The organism is Alkalibacillus sp. S2W (genome assembly GCF_046764385.1).
Lineage (GTDB): Bacteria > Bacillota > Bacilli > Bacillales > Alkalibacillaceae > Alkalibacillus > Alkalibacillus almallahensis.
On the sequence record NZ_CP177234.1, the window covers coordinates 2,607,471 to 2,623,335 of the forward strand.

15 protein-coding genes and 1 pseudogene are annotated in these 15,865 nt (G+C 40.6%); 7 read left to right on the plus strand and 9 right to left on the minus strand.

The window, feature by feature from the left end:
- The first annotated feature begins 236 nt into the window (after positions 1 to 236).
- Positions 237 to 839 (plus strand): YczE/YyaS/YitT family protein, encoded by a 603-nt coding sequence (locus ACKXGF_RS13465; RefSeq protein ID WP_411954208.1) that lies wholly within the window; start codon positions 237 to 239, stop codon positions 837 to 839.
- Positions 840 to 854: 15 nt separating this feature from the next.
- Positions 855 to 1,790: a DMT family transporter gene (locus tag ACKXGF_RS13470; protein WP_411954209.1), complete on the plus strand. Its 936-nt coding sequence runs from the start codon at positions 855 to 857 to the stop codon at positions 1,788 to 1,790.
- A gap of 321 nt (positions 1,791 to 2,111) precedes the next feature.
- Here ACKXGF_RS13470 and ACKXGF_RS13475 read toward each other — a convergent pair whose 3' ends face one another.
- The 3 genes from ACKXGF_RS13475 to ACKXGF_RS13485 form a co-directional block, all read right to left on the minus strand.
- Positions 2,112 to 2,270 (minus strand): hypothetical protein, encoded by a 159-nt coding sequence (locus ACKXGF_RS13475; protein WP_411954210.1) that lies wholly within the window; start codon positions 2,268 to 2,270, stop codon positions 2,112 to 2,114.
- Between the two features lie 498 nt (positions 2,271 to 2,768).
- Positions 2,769 to 3,302, minus strand: coding sequence for a chromate transporter (locus ACKXGF_RS13480; RefSeq protein WP_411954211.1), 534 nt, complete (start codon positions 3,300 to 3,302; stop codon positions 2,769 to 2,771).
- Positions 3,299 to 3,871 carry a chromate transporter gene (locus tag ACKXGF_RS13485; RefSeq protein WP_411954212.1) on the minus strand — a complete coding sequence of 191 codons (573 nt, stop codon included), beginning with the start codon at positions 3,869 to 3,871 and terminating at the stop codon, positions 3,299 to 3,301. Before ACKXGF_RS13485 ends, ACKXGF_RS13480 begins: the two co-directional genes overlap by 4 nt.
- Positions 3,872 to 3,995: 124 nt before the next feature.
- Between ACKXGF_RS13485 and ACKXGF_RS13490 the strand changes: the two genes are divergently transcribed.
- Complete coding sequence (locus tag ACKXGF_RS13490; RefSeq protein WP_167261264.1) at positions 3,996 to 4,445, plus strand: Lrp/AsnC family transcriptional regulator; 450 nt, start codon at positions 3,996 to 3,998, stop codon at positions 4,443 to 4,445.
- Positions 4,446 to 4,484: 39 nt separating this feature from the next.
- Here ACKXGF_RS13490 and ggt read toward each other — a convergent pair whose 3' ends face one another.
- The 3 genes and pseudogenes from ggt to ACKXGF_RS13505 form a co-directional block, all read right to left on the minus strand.
- The gene (gene ggt, locus ACKXGF_RS13495; protein WP_411954213.1) at positions 4,485 to 6,098 is read right to left on the minus strand and encodes a gamma-glutamyltransferase; all 1,614 of its coding nucleotides are present in this window, start codon (positions 6,096 to 6,098) and stop codon (positions 4,485 to 4,487) included.
- Between the two features lie 328 nt (positions 6,099 to 6,426).
- Positions 6,427 to 7,190, minus strand: a pseudogene (locus ACKXGF_RS13500) (MerR family transcriptional regulator).
- Positions 7,191 to 7,661: 471 nt separating this feature from the next.
- Positions 7,662 to 8,597 (minus strand): acetamidase/formamidase family protein, encoded by a 936-nt coding sequence (locus ACKXGF_RS13505; protein ID WP_411954214.1) that lies wholly within the window; start codon positions 8,595 to 8,597, stop codon positions 7,662 to 7,664.
- 367 nt (positions 8,598 to 8,964) lie between these two features.
- On the opposite strand from ACKXGF_RS13505, the gene ACKXGF_RS13510 reads away from it, so the two are divergent.
- Positions 8,965 to 9,900 (plus strand): NADP-dependent oxidoreductase, encoded by a 936-nt coding sequence (locus tag ACKXGF_RS13510; protein ID WP_411954215.1) that lies wholly within the window; start codon positions 8,965 to 8,967, stop codon positions 9,898 to 9,900.
- Positions 9,901 to 10,235: 335 nt separating this feature from the next.
- Here ACKXGF_RS13510 and ACKXGF_RS13515 read toward each other — a convergent pair whose 3' ends face one another.
- The 3 genes from ACKXGF_RS13515 to ACKXGF_RS13525 all read right to left on the minus strand — a co-directional run bounded on the left by ACKXGF_RS13515 (position 10,236) and on the right by ACKXGF_RS13525 (position 13,968).
- Entirely contained in the window at positions 10,236 to 11,096 is an 861-nt protein-coding gene (locus ACKXGF_RS13515; protein ID WP_411954216.1) for a methyl-accepting chemotaxis protein, read from the minus strand.
- Between the two features lie 119 nt (positions 11,097 to 11,215).
- Positions 11,216 to 12,673 carry an aldehyde dehydrogenase family protein gene (locus ACKXGF_RS13520; protein WP_411954217.1) on the minus strand — a complete coding sequence of 486 codons (1,458 nt, stop codon included), beginning with the start codon at positions 12,671 to 12,673 and terminating at the stop codon, positions 11,216 to 11,218.
- Between the two features lie 443 nt (positions 12,674 to 13,116).
- Positions 13,117 to 13,968, minus strand: a complete 852-nt coding sequence (locus ACKXGF_RS13525; protein WP_411954218.1) for a patatin family protein — start codon at positions 13,966 to 13,968, stop codon at positions 13,117 to 13,119.
- A gap of 215 nt (positions 13,969 to 14,183) precedes the next feature.
- Here ACKXGF_RS13525 and ACKXGF_RS13530 point away from each other — a divergent pair, with 215 nt between their 5' ends.
- The 3 genes from ACKXGF_RS13530 to ACKXGF_RS13540 are packed head-to-tail and all read left to right on the plus strand — an operon-like array spanning position 14,184 to position 15,847.
- Positions 14,184 to 14,540, plus strand: coding sequence for a helix-turn-helix domain-containing protein (locus ACKXGF_RS13530; protein ID WP_411954219.1), 357 nt, complete (start codon positions 14,184 to 14,186; stop codon positions 14,538 to 14,540).
- On the plus strand, positions 14,530 to 15,312 hold the full coding sequence (locus ACKXGF_RS13535) for an ImmA/IrrE family metallo-endopeptidase (RefSeq protein WP_411954220.1): 783 nt from the start codon (positions 14,530 to 14,532) through the stop codon (positions 15,310 to 15,312). The genes ACKXGF_RS13530 and ACKXGF_RS13535 overlap by 11 nt, the downstream gene beginning before the upstream one ends.
- On the plus strand, positions 15,302 to 15,847 hold the full coding sequence (locus tag ACKXGF_RS13540) for a hypothetical protein (protein WP_411954221.1): 546 nt from the start codon (positions 15,302 to 15,304) through the stop codon (positions 15,845 to 15,847). The genes ACKXGF_RS13535 and ACKXGF_RS13540 overlap by 11 nt, the downstream gene beginning before the upstream one ends.
- Positions 15,848 to 15,865 lie beyond the last annotated feature (18 nt).

A 15,865-nucleotide genomic window follows, 5' to 3' on the forward strand; every position in this document is an offset into this window, starting at 1 on the left:
AAATTTGACGTTCCAATATAAGAAGTGGATAATAATGATTTAAAAGAGTTTATATTAACTTACTCTAGAGAAACTTGGGATAGGATAAGATATTTATATCTCTGAAACAGATTTTTTATTTTGAGCTTGCAAAAACCCAGAATACATAGAATTCAATAGGGTTCAGCATGCCTTTTCACTTTATCAAGTTTATAACACTAGCAATCTTAGACTTTAACAAAAAGGATGGCTAATCCATGCTGTTAAAAAAGCTTATTATTTTCTTCATCGGACTACTCATCTTTTCATATGGCATTGCTTTGGCTATTCAAGTTCAGTTTCTCGGGATTCACCCGTGGGATGTACTGACCATTGCATTCTATGATTTATTCGGGTTATCTGTTGGCACTTGGACGGTAATCATCGGACTTACGATTATCCTATTCACTTTGTTCGCCAGACGGGAATACATCAACATAGGTACTTTTCTAAATACGTTCCTTGTCGGAGTTTTCGTTGATATGTTTTTATACTTAGAATGGTTTCCAGTCTCAGATATTTTGACCGGTGATATTGTGATTATGTTACTGGCAATTGTTGCGATGGGAATCGGCGGTGGTACATATTCAGCTGCCCAAATCGGCCTCGGACCACGTGATGGTTTTATGCTGTCGATCTCTGATATGACCGGGAAATCCATTCAACGAATAAGGATTTATGTCGAGACGGGCGTGCTTGTATTAGGGCTTGTGTTAGGTGGACCTGTTTTCGTGTTTACGTTCATCTTCACCTTTATTCAAAGTCCGATTTATCAACGTGTTTTTTTCGCCATCAAGCCTTATACAACACGCGTGCAGTAAAGAGGAGATGACTAAATGGCTAAATATTATGTCGTTCTCATCCTAGTCGTGATGATGTTTTCAGGCAATTTAATCGTCGGAAAGGCTGTATCCGATTTACCCCCTATTACGGTGGCCTTCATTCGGAATGTGATTGCCTTTCTTGTGATTATGCCTTTTGGATTAAGGCAATTTCGCCAAAATTACGATCTCTTTCGCCGTGATTGGAAACCATTATTAGGATTTGCTCTAACTGGTATTACAACGTTTAATGTTCTTATTTATTTGTCCTTAAATTATACGACCTCGACGAATGCTGGAATCGTTGAAGCGACGACTCCAGTTTTCGCGCTGATTGTCGGGTATATCTTTTTGAAGGAACGCTTATCAGCGCGTCAGTTGGTAGGTGTTGGCTTGTCCTTTATTGGGGCAGTTTGGGTCTTGGTTGAGGGCTCGCTCGAACGTTTGCTAGCTTTGCAAATTAATCCAGGTGACCTGACAATGCTTTTAGCCATGATCGTCTGGGCGTTCTACTCGTTATTCTTAAAACAACATAATCACAAATATCCAATTTACGGGGCGATGTTCGCGATGATCGGCCTAGGCGCACTCGTCATGCTCCCCGTCGTTGCGGTCGAATGGTTATTTGTGACGCCAAGCATGGACTGGTTTAGCGGACCGAGTTTACTAGGATTACTGTATCTCGGAATCTTTCCATCAGTGATTGCGCTTTACTTTTGGAATGCAGCTGTTCAAAATCTGGGACCGTCACTCTCGAGTGTATTTTTAAACTTGCTGCCAGTGTTCACAACGATTGGAGCGATGATTTTCCTAGGTGAAAACGTCAGCCTCGCTCAAGTCGCAGGCGGTGTCGTTGTCGTTATCGGCGTTTTGATTGCAACGAATGTGCGGTTGTCGATGTTTAAACGGAAGAAGCATGTTCAGAGTGGTCGCCGTGATGAATCAGCGTGAACGTCGGCATATCGTGATCGAGGATTGGATGGAAGCCATATTTTATCGGCGGGCGCCGATATATATCAGCGAGTGCCGATATATTCTAGATGGTGCTGTTAAAATTGGAATGGCGCTGATAAGTTCTGAATCGCGCCGTTATTATTGAAAAGTCGCCGTTACCTAAAATATATCGGCGCGATTCATGATAAATGATACACAACTGCGAGCAGTTGTGTATTTTTTTTTAAGCAAAAAATAAACCGATTAGTGCTCAGACTAACCGGTCGCAGTTGCTTCATCTATTTGAATAGTATGAAATAGGTTCTCTATCTAACTCGTTTAGCGGTGTGCTAGATCCATTTCACGTTCACTATGAGCTGGGTCTAGGCGTAGATCGGATTTCTTCTTCTTGATGCGATTCATGATACTATCAACAAAATATACAGTCGCTAAAAAGAAAAACACAATCGTTGAAACAAGAATTAAAGATGTTGTCATCTTCATCTACCCCTTTCCAGTAAAAATTATCATTTATCATGATTTCCTACTATATAGTATCACATTTATCGGTTATTGCAAGTGAAAAAGCTCATTCTTTTAAATTCTTTTAATTCCTATCAAATGCTAATACATTCTCCAAAATTAAATCACTTGTTTAAAACGCGCTCCCGACGCCATTGTAAGCGATTTCAAATTAAACTAATCCTTAAATTGACTGATTTTTAGTTGAATTTAAGAATTAAATGGAATATAGCTGAATATATAAAATTTTAATGCTAAATTCTTTAAAATACGCTAATTTATTCTTATATCCTTAAAATTTGAGATTGTTTTTCCTCGATTTTTCTGTTTATCAGCGCCATCTCAATTTTATCGGCGCCATCCAAAATATAACGGCGCTCGCTGATATATATCGGCGCGCGCCTTTAAAAAATCTCACAATAATAGGGATGCTTCTAATCAATTTAAGTTAGAAGCATCGCTTATCATTCAAAATCATGATAAAAAGATTGCGCCATAGGATAAAGCGCCAAGGATCACAAACGCGGGGTGAATATGCCAACGTTCGAGAGCAAAGAAGCTGAGGGCGATTAATATCATCGTTTGAACAAGGCCTGCACCTTCATATGACGTAGTAAAAAATTGAAAGGCTAATACACCTAGTAAAATAGCAATGGCAGGCCTGATTAACGTCGTCATCCGCTTCACTTTCGGCGAGTTTTTAAATCGCATGAGTAATTTCAACAATATAATCATTGCAACAAGTGATGGCAGAACCGTTGCAGTAATGGCAACAATCGCACCGAAGACGCCTCCGACTTCATACCCGATATAGCCGGCCATTTTCGTCGAAATCGGGCCTGGTAAAGCATTGCCGAGTGCCAATACTTCACCGAATTCAGGCGTTGTCATCCATCCATAGCGCTGGACGACTTCGTATTCGATAAGCGGAATGGAGGCAGGTCCACCGCCATAACCGACCACTCCAGGAATTAAAAATGCTAAAAATAAGTGCCAATACTCGATCATGACGCGTCACCTTCTTTCGCCTCAGATGACGGGGACTTCTTAACCAACGCATAAATAATCAGAGCTGCAATTAAAATCGCAGGATGCAGTCCGATCAATTCAAATGCGATTAAACTGACGACACTTAAGCCAATGACCACAGGCCAACCTAAGTCACCCTGCGAACGGCGTAAGAAATTGTATGCCAACATAAATAACATCACGCCGACCACGGGCGCAATCGCGTTGGTCATCCCCTGCACAACAGGAGAATCACGATAATTGATCAACACACTGATTAGCGCAATCATAATTAAAACAGTTGGTAGTATAGTCGCAGCTAGAGCTGTCGTAAGTCCGACATAACCACCGATACGGTAACCGATATAACCAGCCATTTTAGTCATAATTGGTCCAGGTAGCGAGTTACCAATCGCAAGAATATCCGAGAATTCTTCATCACTGAGCCAACCATAAGTGTCGACAACCTCTTTATGGACGAGTGGAATTGTCGCTGGTCCACCGCCATATCCCAACATCCCAGCCCTAAAAAAGCTGATAAAGATATCTTTTTGTAAAGCAAATCCCACTCTTGTCTCCCCTTTCTAAATTCAAAAATGACAGAATTATTATTCATTGGACTATAGTATGACATATTGCGACGTTTCTTTTATAATTAAAATTAAGTAATCTTAACTAAAGCGTGGTGCTATAATGAAATTAACCGATACTGATTTTAAAATTTTAAATATACTAAGTGACAATGGTCGCATGTCTTATGTTGACTTAGCCAAAGAGCTTGGCTTATCTCGTGTTGCCGTTCGCGATCGGATTAATCAAATGCAAGAAGCTGGGATTATCGAAAAATTCAGCGTCGTGATCAACTCTGAGAAAGTCGGTAAAGGGGTTTCTGCTTTCTTTAACGTCGACTGTGAACCAAACTCACTCGTCTATGTCGCTGAAAAATTAGCTGACCACCCTAATGTGGCGAGCTGTTATCAAATGACGGGGCCAAGCACCTTGCATACCCACGTCCTTGTTGAAGACTTTCAAGCGTTAGAGAAATTTATTAACGAAGAGCTTTACGCATTAGAAGGTATTACCCGCGTCGAAAGTCATATTCTCTTGCGTCGCTTCAAAAGTCGCACAGGTCTCAAATTATAATCATTCAAAAACAGGCTGAACAATCAGCCTGTTTTTTCTTTACCATGCAGCGACGTCACCATCTGTTCGTGGTTCCGTTCCACCTGCTAAGACACCCGTTTCTGGATCGCGCCAAATAATTTGACCGCGCCCGAATTCATATGGATAGAGCGTTTTTTGAATCTGATGCCCTTTTCGCTGAAGCGCTTGGGCAATGTGATCTGGGAATGTCGGCTCAACTTTAACCGTCTTCCCTTCTGCCCACTGCCATCTCGGCGCATCGAGTGCTGCTTGTGGGTTCAAATGAAAGTCAACCGTATTCATCACCACTTGCGCGTGGCCCTGAGGTTGCATGAAGCCACCCATCACACCAAATGGCCCGACTGGTTGATCGCCTTTTGATAAAAAGCCTGGAATAATCGTATGGAAGGTCTGCTTACCTGGCTTAAGCACATTGGCATGATTTTCATCAAGCGAGAAGGTATGCCCTCGATTTTGCATCGCAATGCCTGTTCCAGGAATGACGACACCCGAACCAAAGCCCATATAATTACTTTGAATAAACGAGACCATATTGCCTTCACCATCAGCCGTCGATAAATAAACCGTCCCACCACGTGGCGGTTCACCCGCTTCAGGCTGTAATGCTTCATCGCCAATCAGTGAACGGCGTTGTGCTGCATACTGATCAGTTAATAAGTCCTCAATAGACACATTCATGTGATCTTGTTGCGTAATATATTCTAACCCATCTGAAAACGCGAGCTTCATCGCTTCGATTTGCTTATGATACGTATCAACACTATCTTTCTCAGTAAATTCATAGCCTTTTAACATATTAAGCGCAATTAACGCGATTAACCCTTGTCCATTCGGTGGAATTTCCCACACATCATAACCACGATAATTCACTTTAATTGGATCGACCCACTCCGGTTTATAGCCAGCGAGATCTTCTTTCGTCAAATAACCATCATGCTGCTTGAAAAAGTCATCGATTTGATCCGCTAATTCCCCACGATAAAAGGATTCAGCTTTTGTTTCAGCAATTTTGCGCAAAGTATCAGCGTGACCTTGTGATGACCACAGATCCCCTGCTTCAGGTGCCCGTCCATCAGGCGCAAAGGTTTCAAACCAATGTTTAAAAATATCATCCTGGAACGTTTTCGTAAATTTATTGTACGCCGCTTTCCAATGAAACGCTAAAGTCGGCGATAACGGATAACCCTGTTCAGCATATGTAATTGCGGGCTCCATCACATCTATTAATGGCAATTTCCCGAACTTCTCCGATAATTCTGCCCAAGCAGCTGGTGTTCCTGGTACAGTCACAGGCACTTTGCCAAAAGTCGGCATCTCATCGTAACCCGCTTCTTTTAACTGATCGACAGAAATATTTTGCGGTGCATAACCACTCGCGTTTAGACCGTGAATCTTACCATCAACCCAAACAAGCGCAAACGCATCGGAGCCGATCCCATTCGATGTCGGCTCTAGAACCGTGAGTGCAGCCGCTGTCGCAATCGCTGCATCAATCGCGTTACCACCTTGCTTTAAAATATCGCGCCCAGCCTCTGCTGCTAACGGCTGAGATGTTGCGACCATCCCATTTCGTCCATAGACCACATTTCGGCGTGACGCATATGGATAATATTGCGCATCATAATCTACCATTTTGTCTCTATCTCCCTTCAAACAACTAACAATGATTAAACATTTTTATTAATCCTACCACATTTAGTCGTTATAATCGAGTGTTTATCAGACAAAAATAATAGATTGACTAAAAAAGACGAGCACCCGTAGCCACTCGTCTTAACTCACCTTCGCACAGTCTTGATTACAATACGACAACTCATTTTCTTTCATACGACAGCGCGCACATAACGGCTTGCGACACGACCCGCATTTAGTAATCGCCTTCTTCTCACAATAGCGACATCTTTCCATAGTCACCCTCCATCATATCGTTTCCCACCATGATATGAAGGGTGTCCGACGTTTATGCTTCTGATTTCTGACGATCAGCAAAAACGGCCATCGCCTCGCTCATAAACTGCGCTAAACCATCACCGAACTGGTCGATGTTCTTTTGAAAACGTTCATCTTGAATATACATCATACCTAAACCTTTAAACATGTCTGGCGTATACGTCGCAAAATTTTGATTCAAAAAGTCATACCATTCTTTAATCCCATCCTACGCTAGTTTAGAGGCTGGATCTTCATGTCTGATCGCAGCTAATTCACGGTAAATCTCATTCATCTGCTCCTGGTGATCTTCACCCATCTGCATCGCATTTGCTTGAGCTTCATCAACTTTCGCATCACCCCAACGTTCACGCGCCTCAGCTTCGTAAGGATTGTGACTGAAATCAAATCCCTTAAATTTATCATCATTCGCCATAGGAACCCCCCTTCTTGTGCACGAATTGTTTCATCCACCGTCTGTAACATTTGATCGAGTTGGTCCCGTTTATCGATCAACATTTTGCGGTGGAGTTTTAAAGCTTCGAGTTGGTCATAATCTGGATTGTGGATGATTTCCTTGATATCTTGTAATGAAAAACCTAATGTCTTAAAAAATAAAATATGCTGCAGCACCGTTAAATCCTGATCATGATAATCACGGTAGCCCGTATCTGGATCCTTCTCAGGCATTAATAAACCGATCTCATCATAATGATGAAGCGTGAGCACACTAATCCCGACTAATTCTGCAACGTCCTGTACTTTCAATCTAACCAACTCCTTCACTAGAAGCATAATCCCTCACGTAACGTCAAAGTCAACACTTTTTTAGTGGATAAATAGTGGAAAACTGTGTATAGGTTCTGGAAAAACCCCCTTAATTTGTGTATAAATTCGGGATAATTTTTTGTTTATTGTGGAAAAACACTATGTAAACGCTCACTTATGCACATTTGTACACATTTTCTTGTGTATAATGTGAAGTTTTCCACAAAATAGCAGTGGAAAACTCGCTAGTTATGCACAGTGGCGGTTTTAATTGTTCCTTACATTTATACAGTTAGTTTCGCCGTATAAAACTAAATTTTCGATGTATCAGGGCTCACTTTCGATGTATCAAGCACAAGTTTCGCTGTATAAAGGCTTAAAAGCGCTGTATCCCTACACATTATCGCTGTATAACACCCTGATTTCGCCGTATTAGCTCGCTTCTCACACTAAAACCTGCTTTGACTTATAAATACGAAGCAGGCCCTATACAATCAACTATTTAAAAATTTTCTGCGGTAAATAAGCGGACACAAGATAATTCGGGACATCGACGATTTCACTAATCTTCAAGTCAACAGCTACACTCGATAATGTGTAAGCATCAGCATCGCTCAAGCCATATGTTTCCCCAAGATGCTCAATCATGTATTCAACCGCTTTTTTCGATGCGGTCATTAAATCATCGCTATGGCCCGTTGTCACGTAGTAACCTTGCTCATCCAAATCAGTCGTCAAAGGACCAGGCGTGATAAAACGCGGTTCTTGAATTGATTTCCCTTTATGCAACTTGAACTTAAGCTGAATTTCCATTGGGGCTTCAATCGCTGTACCACATACTTCACCGTCCCCTTGCGCCGCATGCGTGTCACCGACTGAAAATAAAGCCCCTGCTACCCAAACTGGTAAGAATAATCGCGTGCCCTTCGTTAAATGACGGATATCCATATTACCACCATTGTGACGCGGCGGGACTAAACTATGCGGACCCGTTTCAGGCAGAGCCACTCCAATCGTCCCAGGAAAAGGCTTCGTCGGAATTTCAATGCCATCTGTGAACTGAGCCATTTTCTGGTCACTTAAATCCCATATTTTCAAATGAGGATCTGGAAATTGATCGCTTAACAGGCCGAAACCTGGGATAACCGCTGTCCATCCCCAACTCATCGTCCCGAAATGCTCAATCTCAACTTCTAACGTATCACCTGGCTCGGCTCCTTCTATATAAACAGGCCCTGTCACAGGATTAACTTTGCTAAAATCCATATTCGCGACATCTTGAGCCGTCGATTTTGCTGACAATTGACCACCAGATGCATCATGAACTTCAAAATGCACACTTTCTCCCGGCTTCACCGATTGAATCGGTTCGATACTGTTATCCCAAACTGTGTGATGACTGTGTTTATGAATCGTATGTTGATGATTGTGCATCGAATCACTCCTTTTCCAAGCATCATAGCATAAATTGATCGGAATTTTTAGTGAATAATTCTGAAAATTATTTAGGATGGAAATTTATCAGCGACATTTTATGTATATCAGCGAGTTATCCAAAAAAGTAGTCGATATATATGCTATATTAGCGACCTGAGTGATTTATCGACGAGTTCTGATTTTTATCGGCGCCTTACAAAATATATCGGCGCTATCTGAAATTTATCAGCGACTTGCCACTATATATCAGCGACCCAGTCATAAAGGGGAACGATCCTCCTCAAGCACATCATTTGGCTAAAGCATCGATTTCACATACAATTGCAAGGTAACTTATTAAGTATAACAAGGAGGGTACGGCCCTATGAAAGCCGTTCGAATACACAATTACGGTGGGCAAGAACAGCTCATTGAAGAGAATATTGAGAAACCAAGGCCAGCTACAGGCCAAGTCATCGTCAAACAGCACGCAACTTCTATTAACCCGATCGACTGGAAGCTTCGTGCAGGCTATTTACAAGATATGGTCCCATTCGAATTTCCTGTGATTTTAGGTTGGGATACAGCAGGTGTCGTTGATGAAGTGGCAGACGACGTGACTGATTTCGAAATTGGCGACCGTGTCTTTGCGCGTCCCGAACTAACGAATCAAGGCACATACGCGGAATACACAGCAGTCGATGCACATTTACTTGCACATATTCCTGAAAACCTCACTTATCAAGAAGCTGCAGGTGTACCCCTTACAACGATGACAGCTTGGCAATGTCTATACGATTTCGCTGACATTCAACCAGGTGACAAAGTCCTCATTCACGCTGGTGCTGGTGGTGTTGGTACGATGGCGATTCAACTAGCCAAAGTAACAGGCGCAAAAGTCGTCACAACCGCAAGCACACACAACGTTGAATTCCTTTATTCACTCGGTGCTGATAAGGTCATTGATTATAAAAAACAAGACTTCGACGACGAATTAGAAGATGTCGATTTCGTCCTTGATACTCTTGGCGGCGAAATTCAAGAACGTAGCTATAAAGTGTTGAAAAACGGCGGTCAGCTTGCTTCAGTCGCAGCGCCACCTGATCAAGAACAAGCTGAAGCACATAATGTCAAAGCAGGCTTTGTCTGGTTAGAACCTGTTGGTGAACAAATGCGCGCAATCGCAAAGTTGCTTGAAGACAAAAAAATCAAGCCAATCGTTGGCCATCATTACCCTCTATCTGAACAAGGTATTCGCGACGCCCATGCATTAAGCGAAACCCATCATGCTAAAGGTAAAATCATTATTGATATCGATTAAACGAAAAGCTGGATGAGCGCACTCAACGTAGTTCACTTACCATAGAGAAAACATCAAAACAAAAACCATACCCCTTCATAATCAATTAACACGCAAAAACGCTTGGATATATAACCTATCCAAGCGTTTTTGCGTTTGCCTTGTTCATAATGAAGCATTTACGTTAGTTAAATACCTTATTTATCCTTATATAACTATTCCGACAATCATTGATAAGTTTTAATTACTTAGAAGTGTTTTGTGATTTTGAACTTAAAAACCAAATTATTACTGTACCAAAAAATATAGTGGATTAAAAACACACCTTAAGATATGGTGTGTTTTTAGGACAGATGTTATTTTGCTTGCAAGGTATCTTCAGCCATTCTCGCTAAATCCTGTGCATTTGCACTGATTTCCTGAATGGTTGATGAAATTTGTTGAATAGCAGCTGCTTGAGAATCTGTCATTTCATGGACTTCGGAGAATGCTTTATCCACTTCAGCAACCAAATTTTGAATACTTTTTGTTGCTTCGTCAATTTGAGTGACATTATCTTTTGAGTTAGTTGCCAGCTTCCTAATTTCATCAGCTACAACACCAAATCCTTTACCAAACTCACCGGCTCTTGCCGCTTCTATTGATGCATTTATCCCCAATAGATTAGATTGTTCTGAGATGCCTTTTACAACTGTTGAAACTTCGCCGATCTGATCGGCACTGGAACTGACTTCTTTCATTTGAGAAGATATATTAGTCACTTGGCCTGCAAGCTCCGTTACTGATCCGGAAACTTCCTGAATTGATGCAGCAGATTCCTCCACAACTGCAGAGAGGCTTTCGGCAACTTCGTGCAATTTATTGGCTTTCTCAAGACTTGTCCCAAGACCAACTCCACCGACTACTGTCCCATTATTATCGTGAAGTGGGATGGCACGAGCAATGAGCGGGAATCCAAATAATTCCTTTGGCACGGTTTCTATTTTTTCTCGGTCTTCTCTTATTGCATTCGTTATAATGTCTCCTTCTGCAAGTGGATCACCAGATTTGACATTTAATGAAAAGGTATTACCAGGAATATTAATGATTAGTTTTTCAGTATCATAAATTCCTATGGTAATATCATCATGTACTAGCTTATTTAAATATGGGGCTACTTTTATAAAGGCATTTAATATTTCTGACTCTGTCTCAGTCTGGATAGATAATTCAGTCATAAATCTATAATTCTCTCCTTTATTCTTATATCATAAAATTATAAAGGGCGTATAAAAGTAAGCGGCTTTTTACCGATTACTTTGAACCCTCCCCCTTGTTTCAAACCAACAAAAGTCTATTAATAAGGGAATTGACGTTGTTGATAATTAACAGAAATCCATTTCATCGTTGTGAATTCCTCTAAACTCCATTCACCGTTCAAACGGCCAAGCCCGGATTGTTTTTCTCCACCGAAAGCAACGATCGGCTCGTCATTTATTGTAATATCATTAACGTGAATCATTCCCGTTTCTACTTTCTTGGCAAACTCAACGCCACGTTCTACGTTAGAAGTATGAACAGCGCCACTTAGGCCGAAACGTGTGTCATTAGCAATAGTAATTGCTTCTTCTTCTGTTTCAAACGGCATAACACTAATAACCGGGCCAAACAGCTCTTCTTGGGCCAAATCCATATCTGTATTGACATCAGCAAGTACTGTAGGCTCAACCATATTACTTGAAATATTACCTTTAAGAACGGGTTTAGCTCCCTGTTCTATACCTTTATCAATGATTGCCTTCAAATTCTCAGCTGATCTCTCGTTTACCACTGGTCCGATGATTGTTTCAGGGTCCCGGGGATCACCGGTTTTAAGTGCTGAAATCTTTTCCTGATATTTCGTGATAAATTCATCATAAATTGATTTTTGAACCAAGATTCGATTCGCTGACATACAAATTTGCCCTTGGTGTGTAAACCGACTGAATGCGGCTGCATTAACGGCATAATCTAAATCTGCATCCTCTAGGACAACAAATGCACTATTTCCTCCTAATTCTAGAAGAGGCTTCTTGAAGTTTTTGACAGCTAGTTGCCCAATGTGGCTACCAACTTTTGTTGACCCTGTGAATGAAATAATTCTTGGGATAGGGTGTTCTACTAGTGTGTCCCCGATTTCTTTTACATCTGTTGCAACAACGTTTAGTAATCCTTTTGGAACCCCAGCTTCTTCAAAAATTCTTGCAATGAGTGTCCCGCCCATGATTGGTGTTTCTTCATGTGGCTTTAAGACAACACCATTTCCAGCGCCAATAGCAGGGGCAACAGATTTCATCGATAAGAAAAACGGAAAATTAAACGGGCTAATAACACCTACTACGCCAGCTGGAATCCGATATAAACGGTTTTCCTTTCCATCCTGAACAGAGGGTAAAATTTTCCCTTCCATTTTTAGTGGAAAAGTTGCCGATTCTTTAATCATATCTTTAACCAAACCAATTTCAAACCCTGCTTTGAGGCGTGTTCCTCCAAGTTCATCAATAATAATATCAACGATTTCTTCTTCATGATCCTCTATGTATTTAACAGCATTTTCAAGGATGTCACGTTGTTTGTAGGGATTAATCTTATTCCATTCCTCTTTTGCTTCATGTGCTGATTTGTAAGCCAAATCCACATCCCTCACATCAGCCATTTTAAATTCAGTGATAACCTCACCATTATATGGGTTTTTATCAACAAGTATATTTTCACTTTGACCTTCTCTCCACACACCGGCAATATATTGCTTGTTTAGCGACTCGATTTTTAACATTGTCATTCCTCCCAGTTTAGTAGATACTCCTATTAATATCGGTAAGTCTTAGCAATAAATTAAGTTAAGTATTAAAATTGCAATTATTTAAATTATTAGAGAATATATGACTAATATGGGTTACGATATTGTTATATGGTAATAATTATCGGAGTTTATGTAGAATGATTCGCACCATTTAAATATAGAAATTTCTTAGCTTATCGATTCAACATTTAAGGGGTTCCTTCTACCCGATAATCCACACGACAAACATTATTGAGCGAACCATAAAACCTATTCAGACCTCATTATAATTTTTAAAATGCTAAAACAAAGAATATAGTTTTAATATACCAACGAAAAAAAACATACCCATCACTATACGATTTGGTATGCTTGTTAACTGGTTAATTTAATTTTTTTCATCGAAAGGGAGCTAATTAAATAAACTTATCTAGGTTTTATCCTTCCAAAAATTCTCTTAACGACGACGCTAGGTACTCCACATCATGATAACCTTGATTATAAAGAGCCGTTAACTTCTCTTTATTCCGCTCGACCCGTCCAACTTCTGGTGCACGAGACGGACTGATCACAAACACATTACCCTTTGCTTCCTGTTCATAAATATAATCGAGCGTTTCATTATAGACATGATGTCTACGGTCCAACGCTTCAAGTAACCCAGGATAATCCCGATACTTTCGCCGAATCCATCTACGAAAGGATTGCGGTTTTTTATAGTATCCTCGTTCCTTTGTAAGCACAATGACATGCTTCGTATTCCCATCACGCTCCGATTGTTTCAGTGGAATCGGATCTGCAATCCCACCATCCATTAAATATCGTCCTTCAAACTCAACAACAGGCGCGACTAACGGTAAAGAACTCGATGCTCTCAGCAACGTGACCATATCATCAGGATAATCCGACTTCTGGTAATACAACGCTTCACCCGTCATACAATCCGTCACACCGACAACAAAATCCTCTGTCGCCTGGTCAAACGTCTGATAATCAAACGGCGCCAACTCATTCGGCAACGTATCGAACAAGAAATCCATTCCGAACAATTGCCGTTTTCGCACCAAATTCCGAAGCGACAAATAATCCGGATGATCCACAAAATCAATATTCACTTGCCGATTCCGATCCAACTGCCTCGCCACATAAGACGAGCCATTACAAGCCCCTGCTGACACGCCAATCGTATACGGTAAATACCAATCCTGTTCCATCATATAACGCAACACGCCAGCCGAATAAACCCCGCGACTGCCGCCACCTTCTAGTACTAATCCTGTTTGTTTCATCGTATCCCTCGTTCATTGTTCTATATCAACTTATATATTAAAAAATAACACCCAATCAAAAGAGTGTCACTTTTTTAGCTTTTGATAGAGTTAAATTTTTATCGTAAACAACATAACTTCTAATAAACAACTAAGTCATTAATAATGTACATTAAAATCGAAACATTTGACTTATGTTAATTTTTATATACAATATAATTTAGGAGGGATGAATGATGGTGACACATAAAGAAATTGGTTCGAAACTTAAAGAAGCACGCCTCCAAGCGAATTTCACACAAGATGAAGTGAGTTCAACGTTAGCCATGAGCCGCCAAAAACTGCTTAAAGTTGAAAAAGGTGAAGGACCGATTGATACAGTCTTACTTTCGCAATTGGCCAGTTTATACGGCTATTCATTAGATTATTTTCTGTCAGACGAACATTCCCCCGAAAGAGAAACACACCTGGCATTCCGAACCGATCTGTTAACGGAGAATGACCAATCATTAGTGGATTGGGGCAAGCAGATATTACGCCATATCCACGATTTAAACGAAATCGAAAGCGAGGCTAACCAGCATGATGGATAAACTCGTGAACCGCGCTAAAGTTCGTGCACATACCATGCGTAATCAATTAGGTTTAGGAGATGAACCCATTCATGACATTTTTCAGTTGCTTGAGCAAGAAGGCGTTTTCGTCTTTCAAAAAACATTATCTCAGCACCCTTCTGCCATGTTTATGCGTTCACAAAACGAACATATAGTGATCATCAATAGTGCGAAGTCCCTTGGCCACCAGCACTTCTCCGTCGCTCATGAATACTCACATTACTTATTTGATCAGGAACTAGCAGGTGGTGTCTGCCTCGTCAATTTCTATCAACAGAATTATGAAAAAGAACAACTAGCAGACCTTTTCGCTACGTATTTCCTTATGCCCGAAGAAGGTCTTTTAAAACATTTAGCTAAACAAAATCCTTCTTATGAACAACATATTCGATTACAAGATGTCCTCGCCTTACAACAACACTTTAAAGTCAGTTGGGCCGCTATGTTGTGGCGATTATTAAATTTAAATCTCATTAATCGAGACACTTTTAATCAACTAAAAGAACGTACAATCACCTATGAAGCCCAAAAATATGGTTTTCCTTTAGATCTATACCACTCAACACCTGATCAACCATCACAACGATACATCGAAAAAATCATGACATTGTATGATCATGCCGAAATCAGTGAACAAAAAGCAGATGAATACTTAAATACCATCGGGAAATCATTTGACGAATTAACAGATTCATCAACATTCGACCATTCACTGTTGATCAAAGAAGCGAGGGATGTGTATGGCGAATGATCCCTGGTACGTTATGGACACAGGTATTATTTCAAGATTTGCATTAAGCGATCAATTTGATATATTAAGACAGTTATACGGTCCACAGATCTTCACCCCTACCGACGTCATTGCTGAAGTGACACCTGTTATTAAAATGAAGCAACAAGTTGATCAAGCTTTAAAAGATGGCTGGATGCATGAACTGACCATTAGCTATAGAGAACATAACGCTATTTTCCATGAATTTATAAGGCTCAGGAAACGTTTTGGTGTTGGAGAATCAGCAACATTAGCAACTGCCCGCCATATGCATTGTGTTGCTTGTAGCGATGATATGAGAGCAGCCGTTAAATATTGTAATAAGCACCACATCCCTTTAAAAGGAAGCCTCGGGATTTTATACGATGCTTATTTACGTGGTTTGTTCGATAAAAACAAAGGACAAACTATCCTCGAAACCATGATCCACCGAAGTAACTACAAAAGTCCCGTATCGGATTTCCAAACAATAATTGATGCATTTGAAGGTCGAAGTGATTGGCAATTATTTTAACCAATACAATTCAGACTC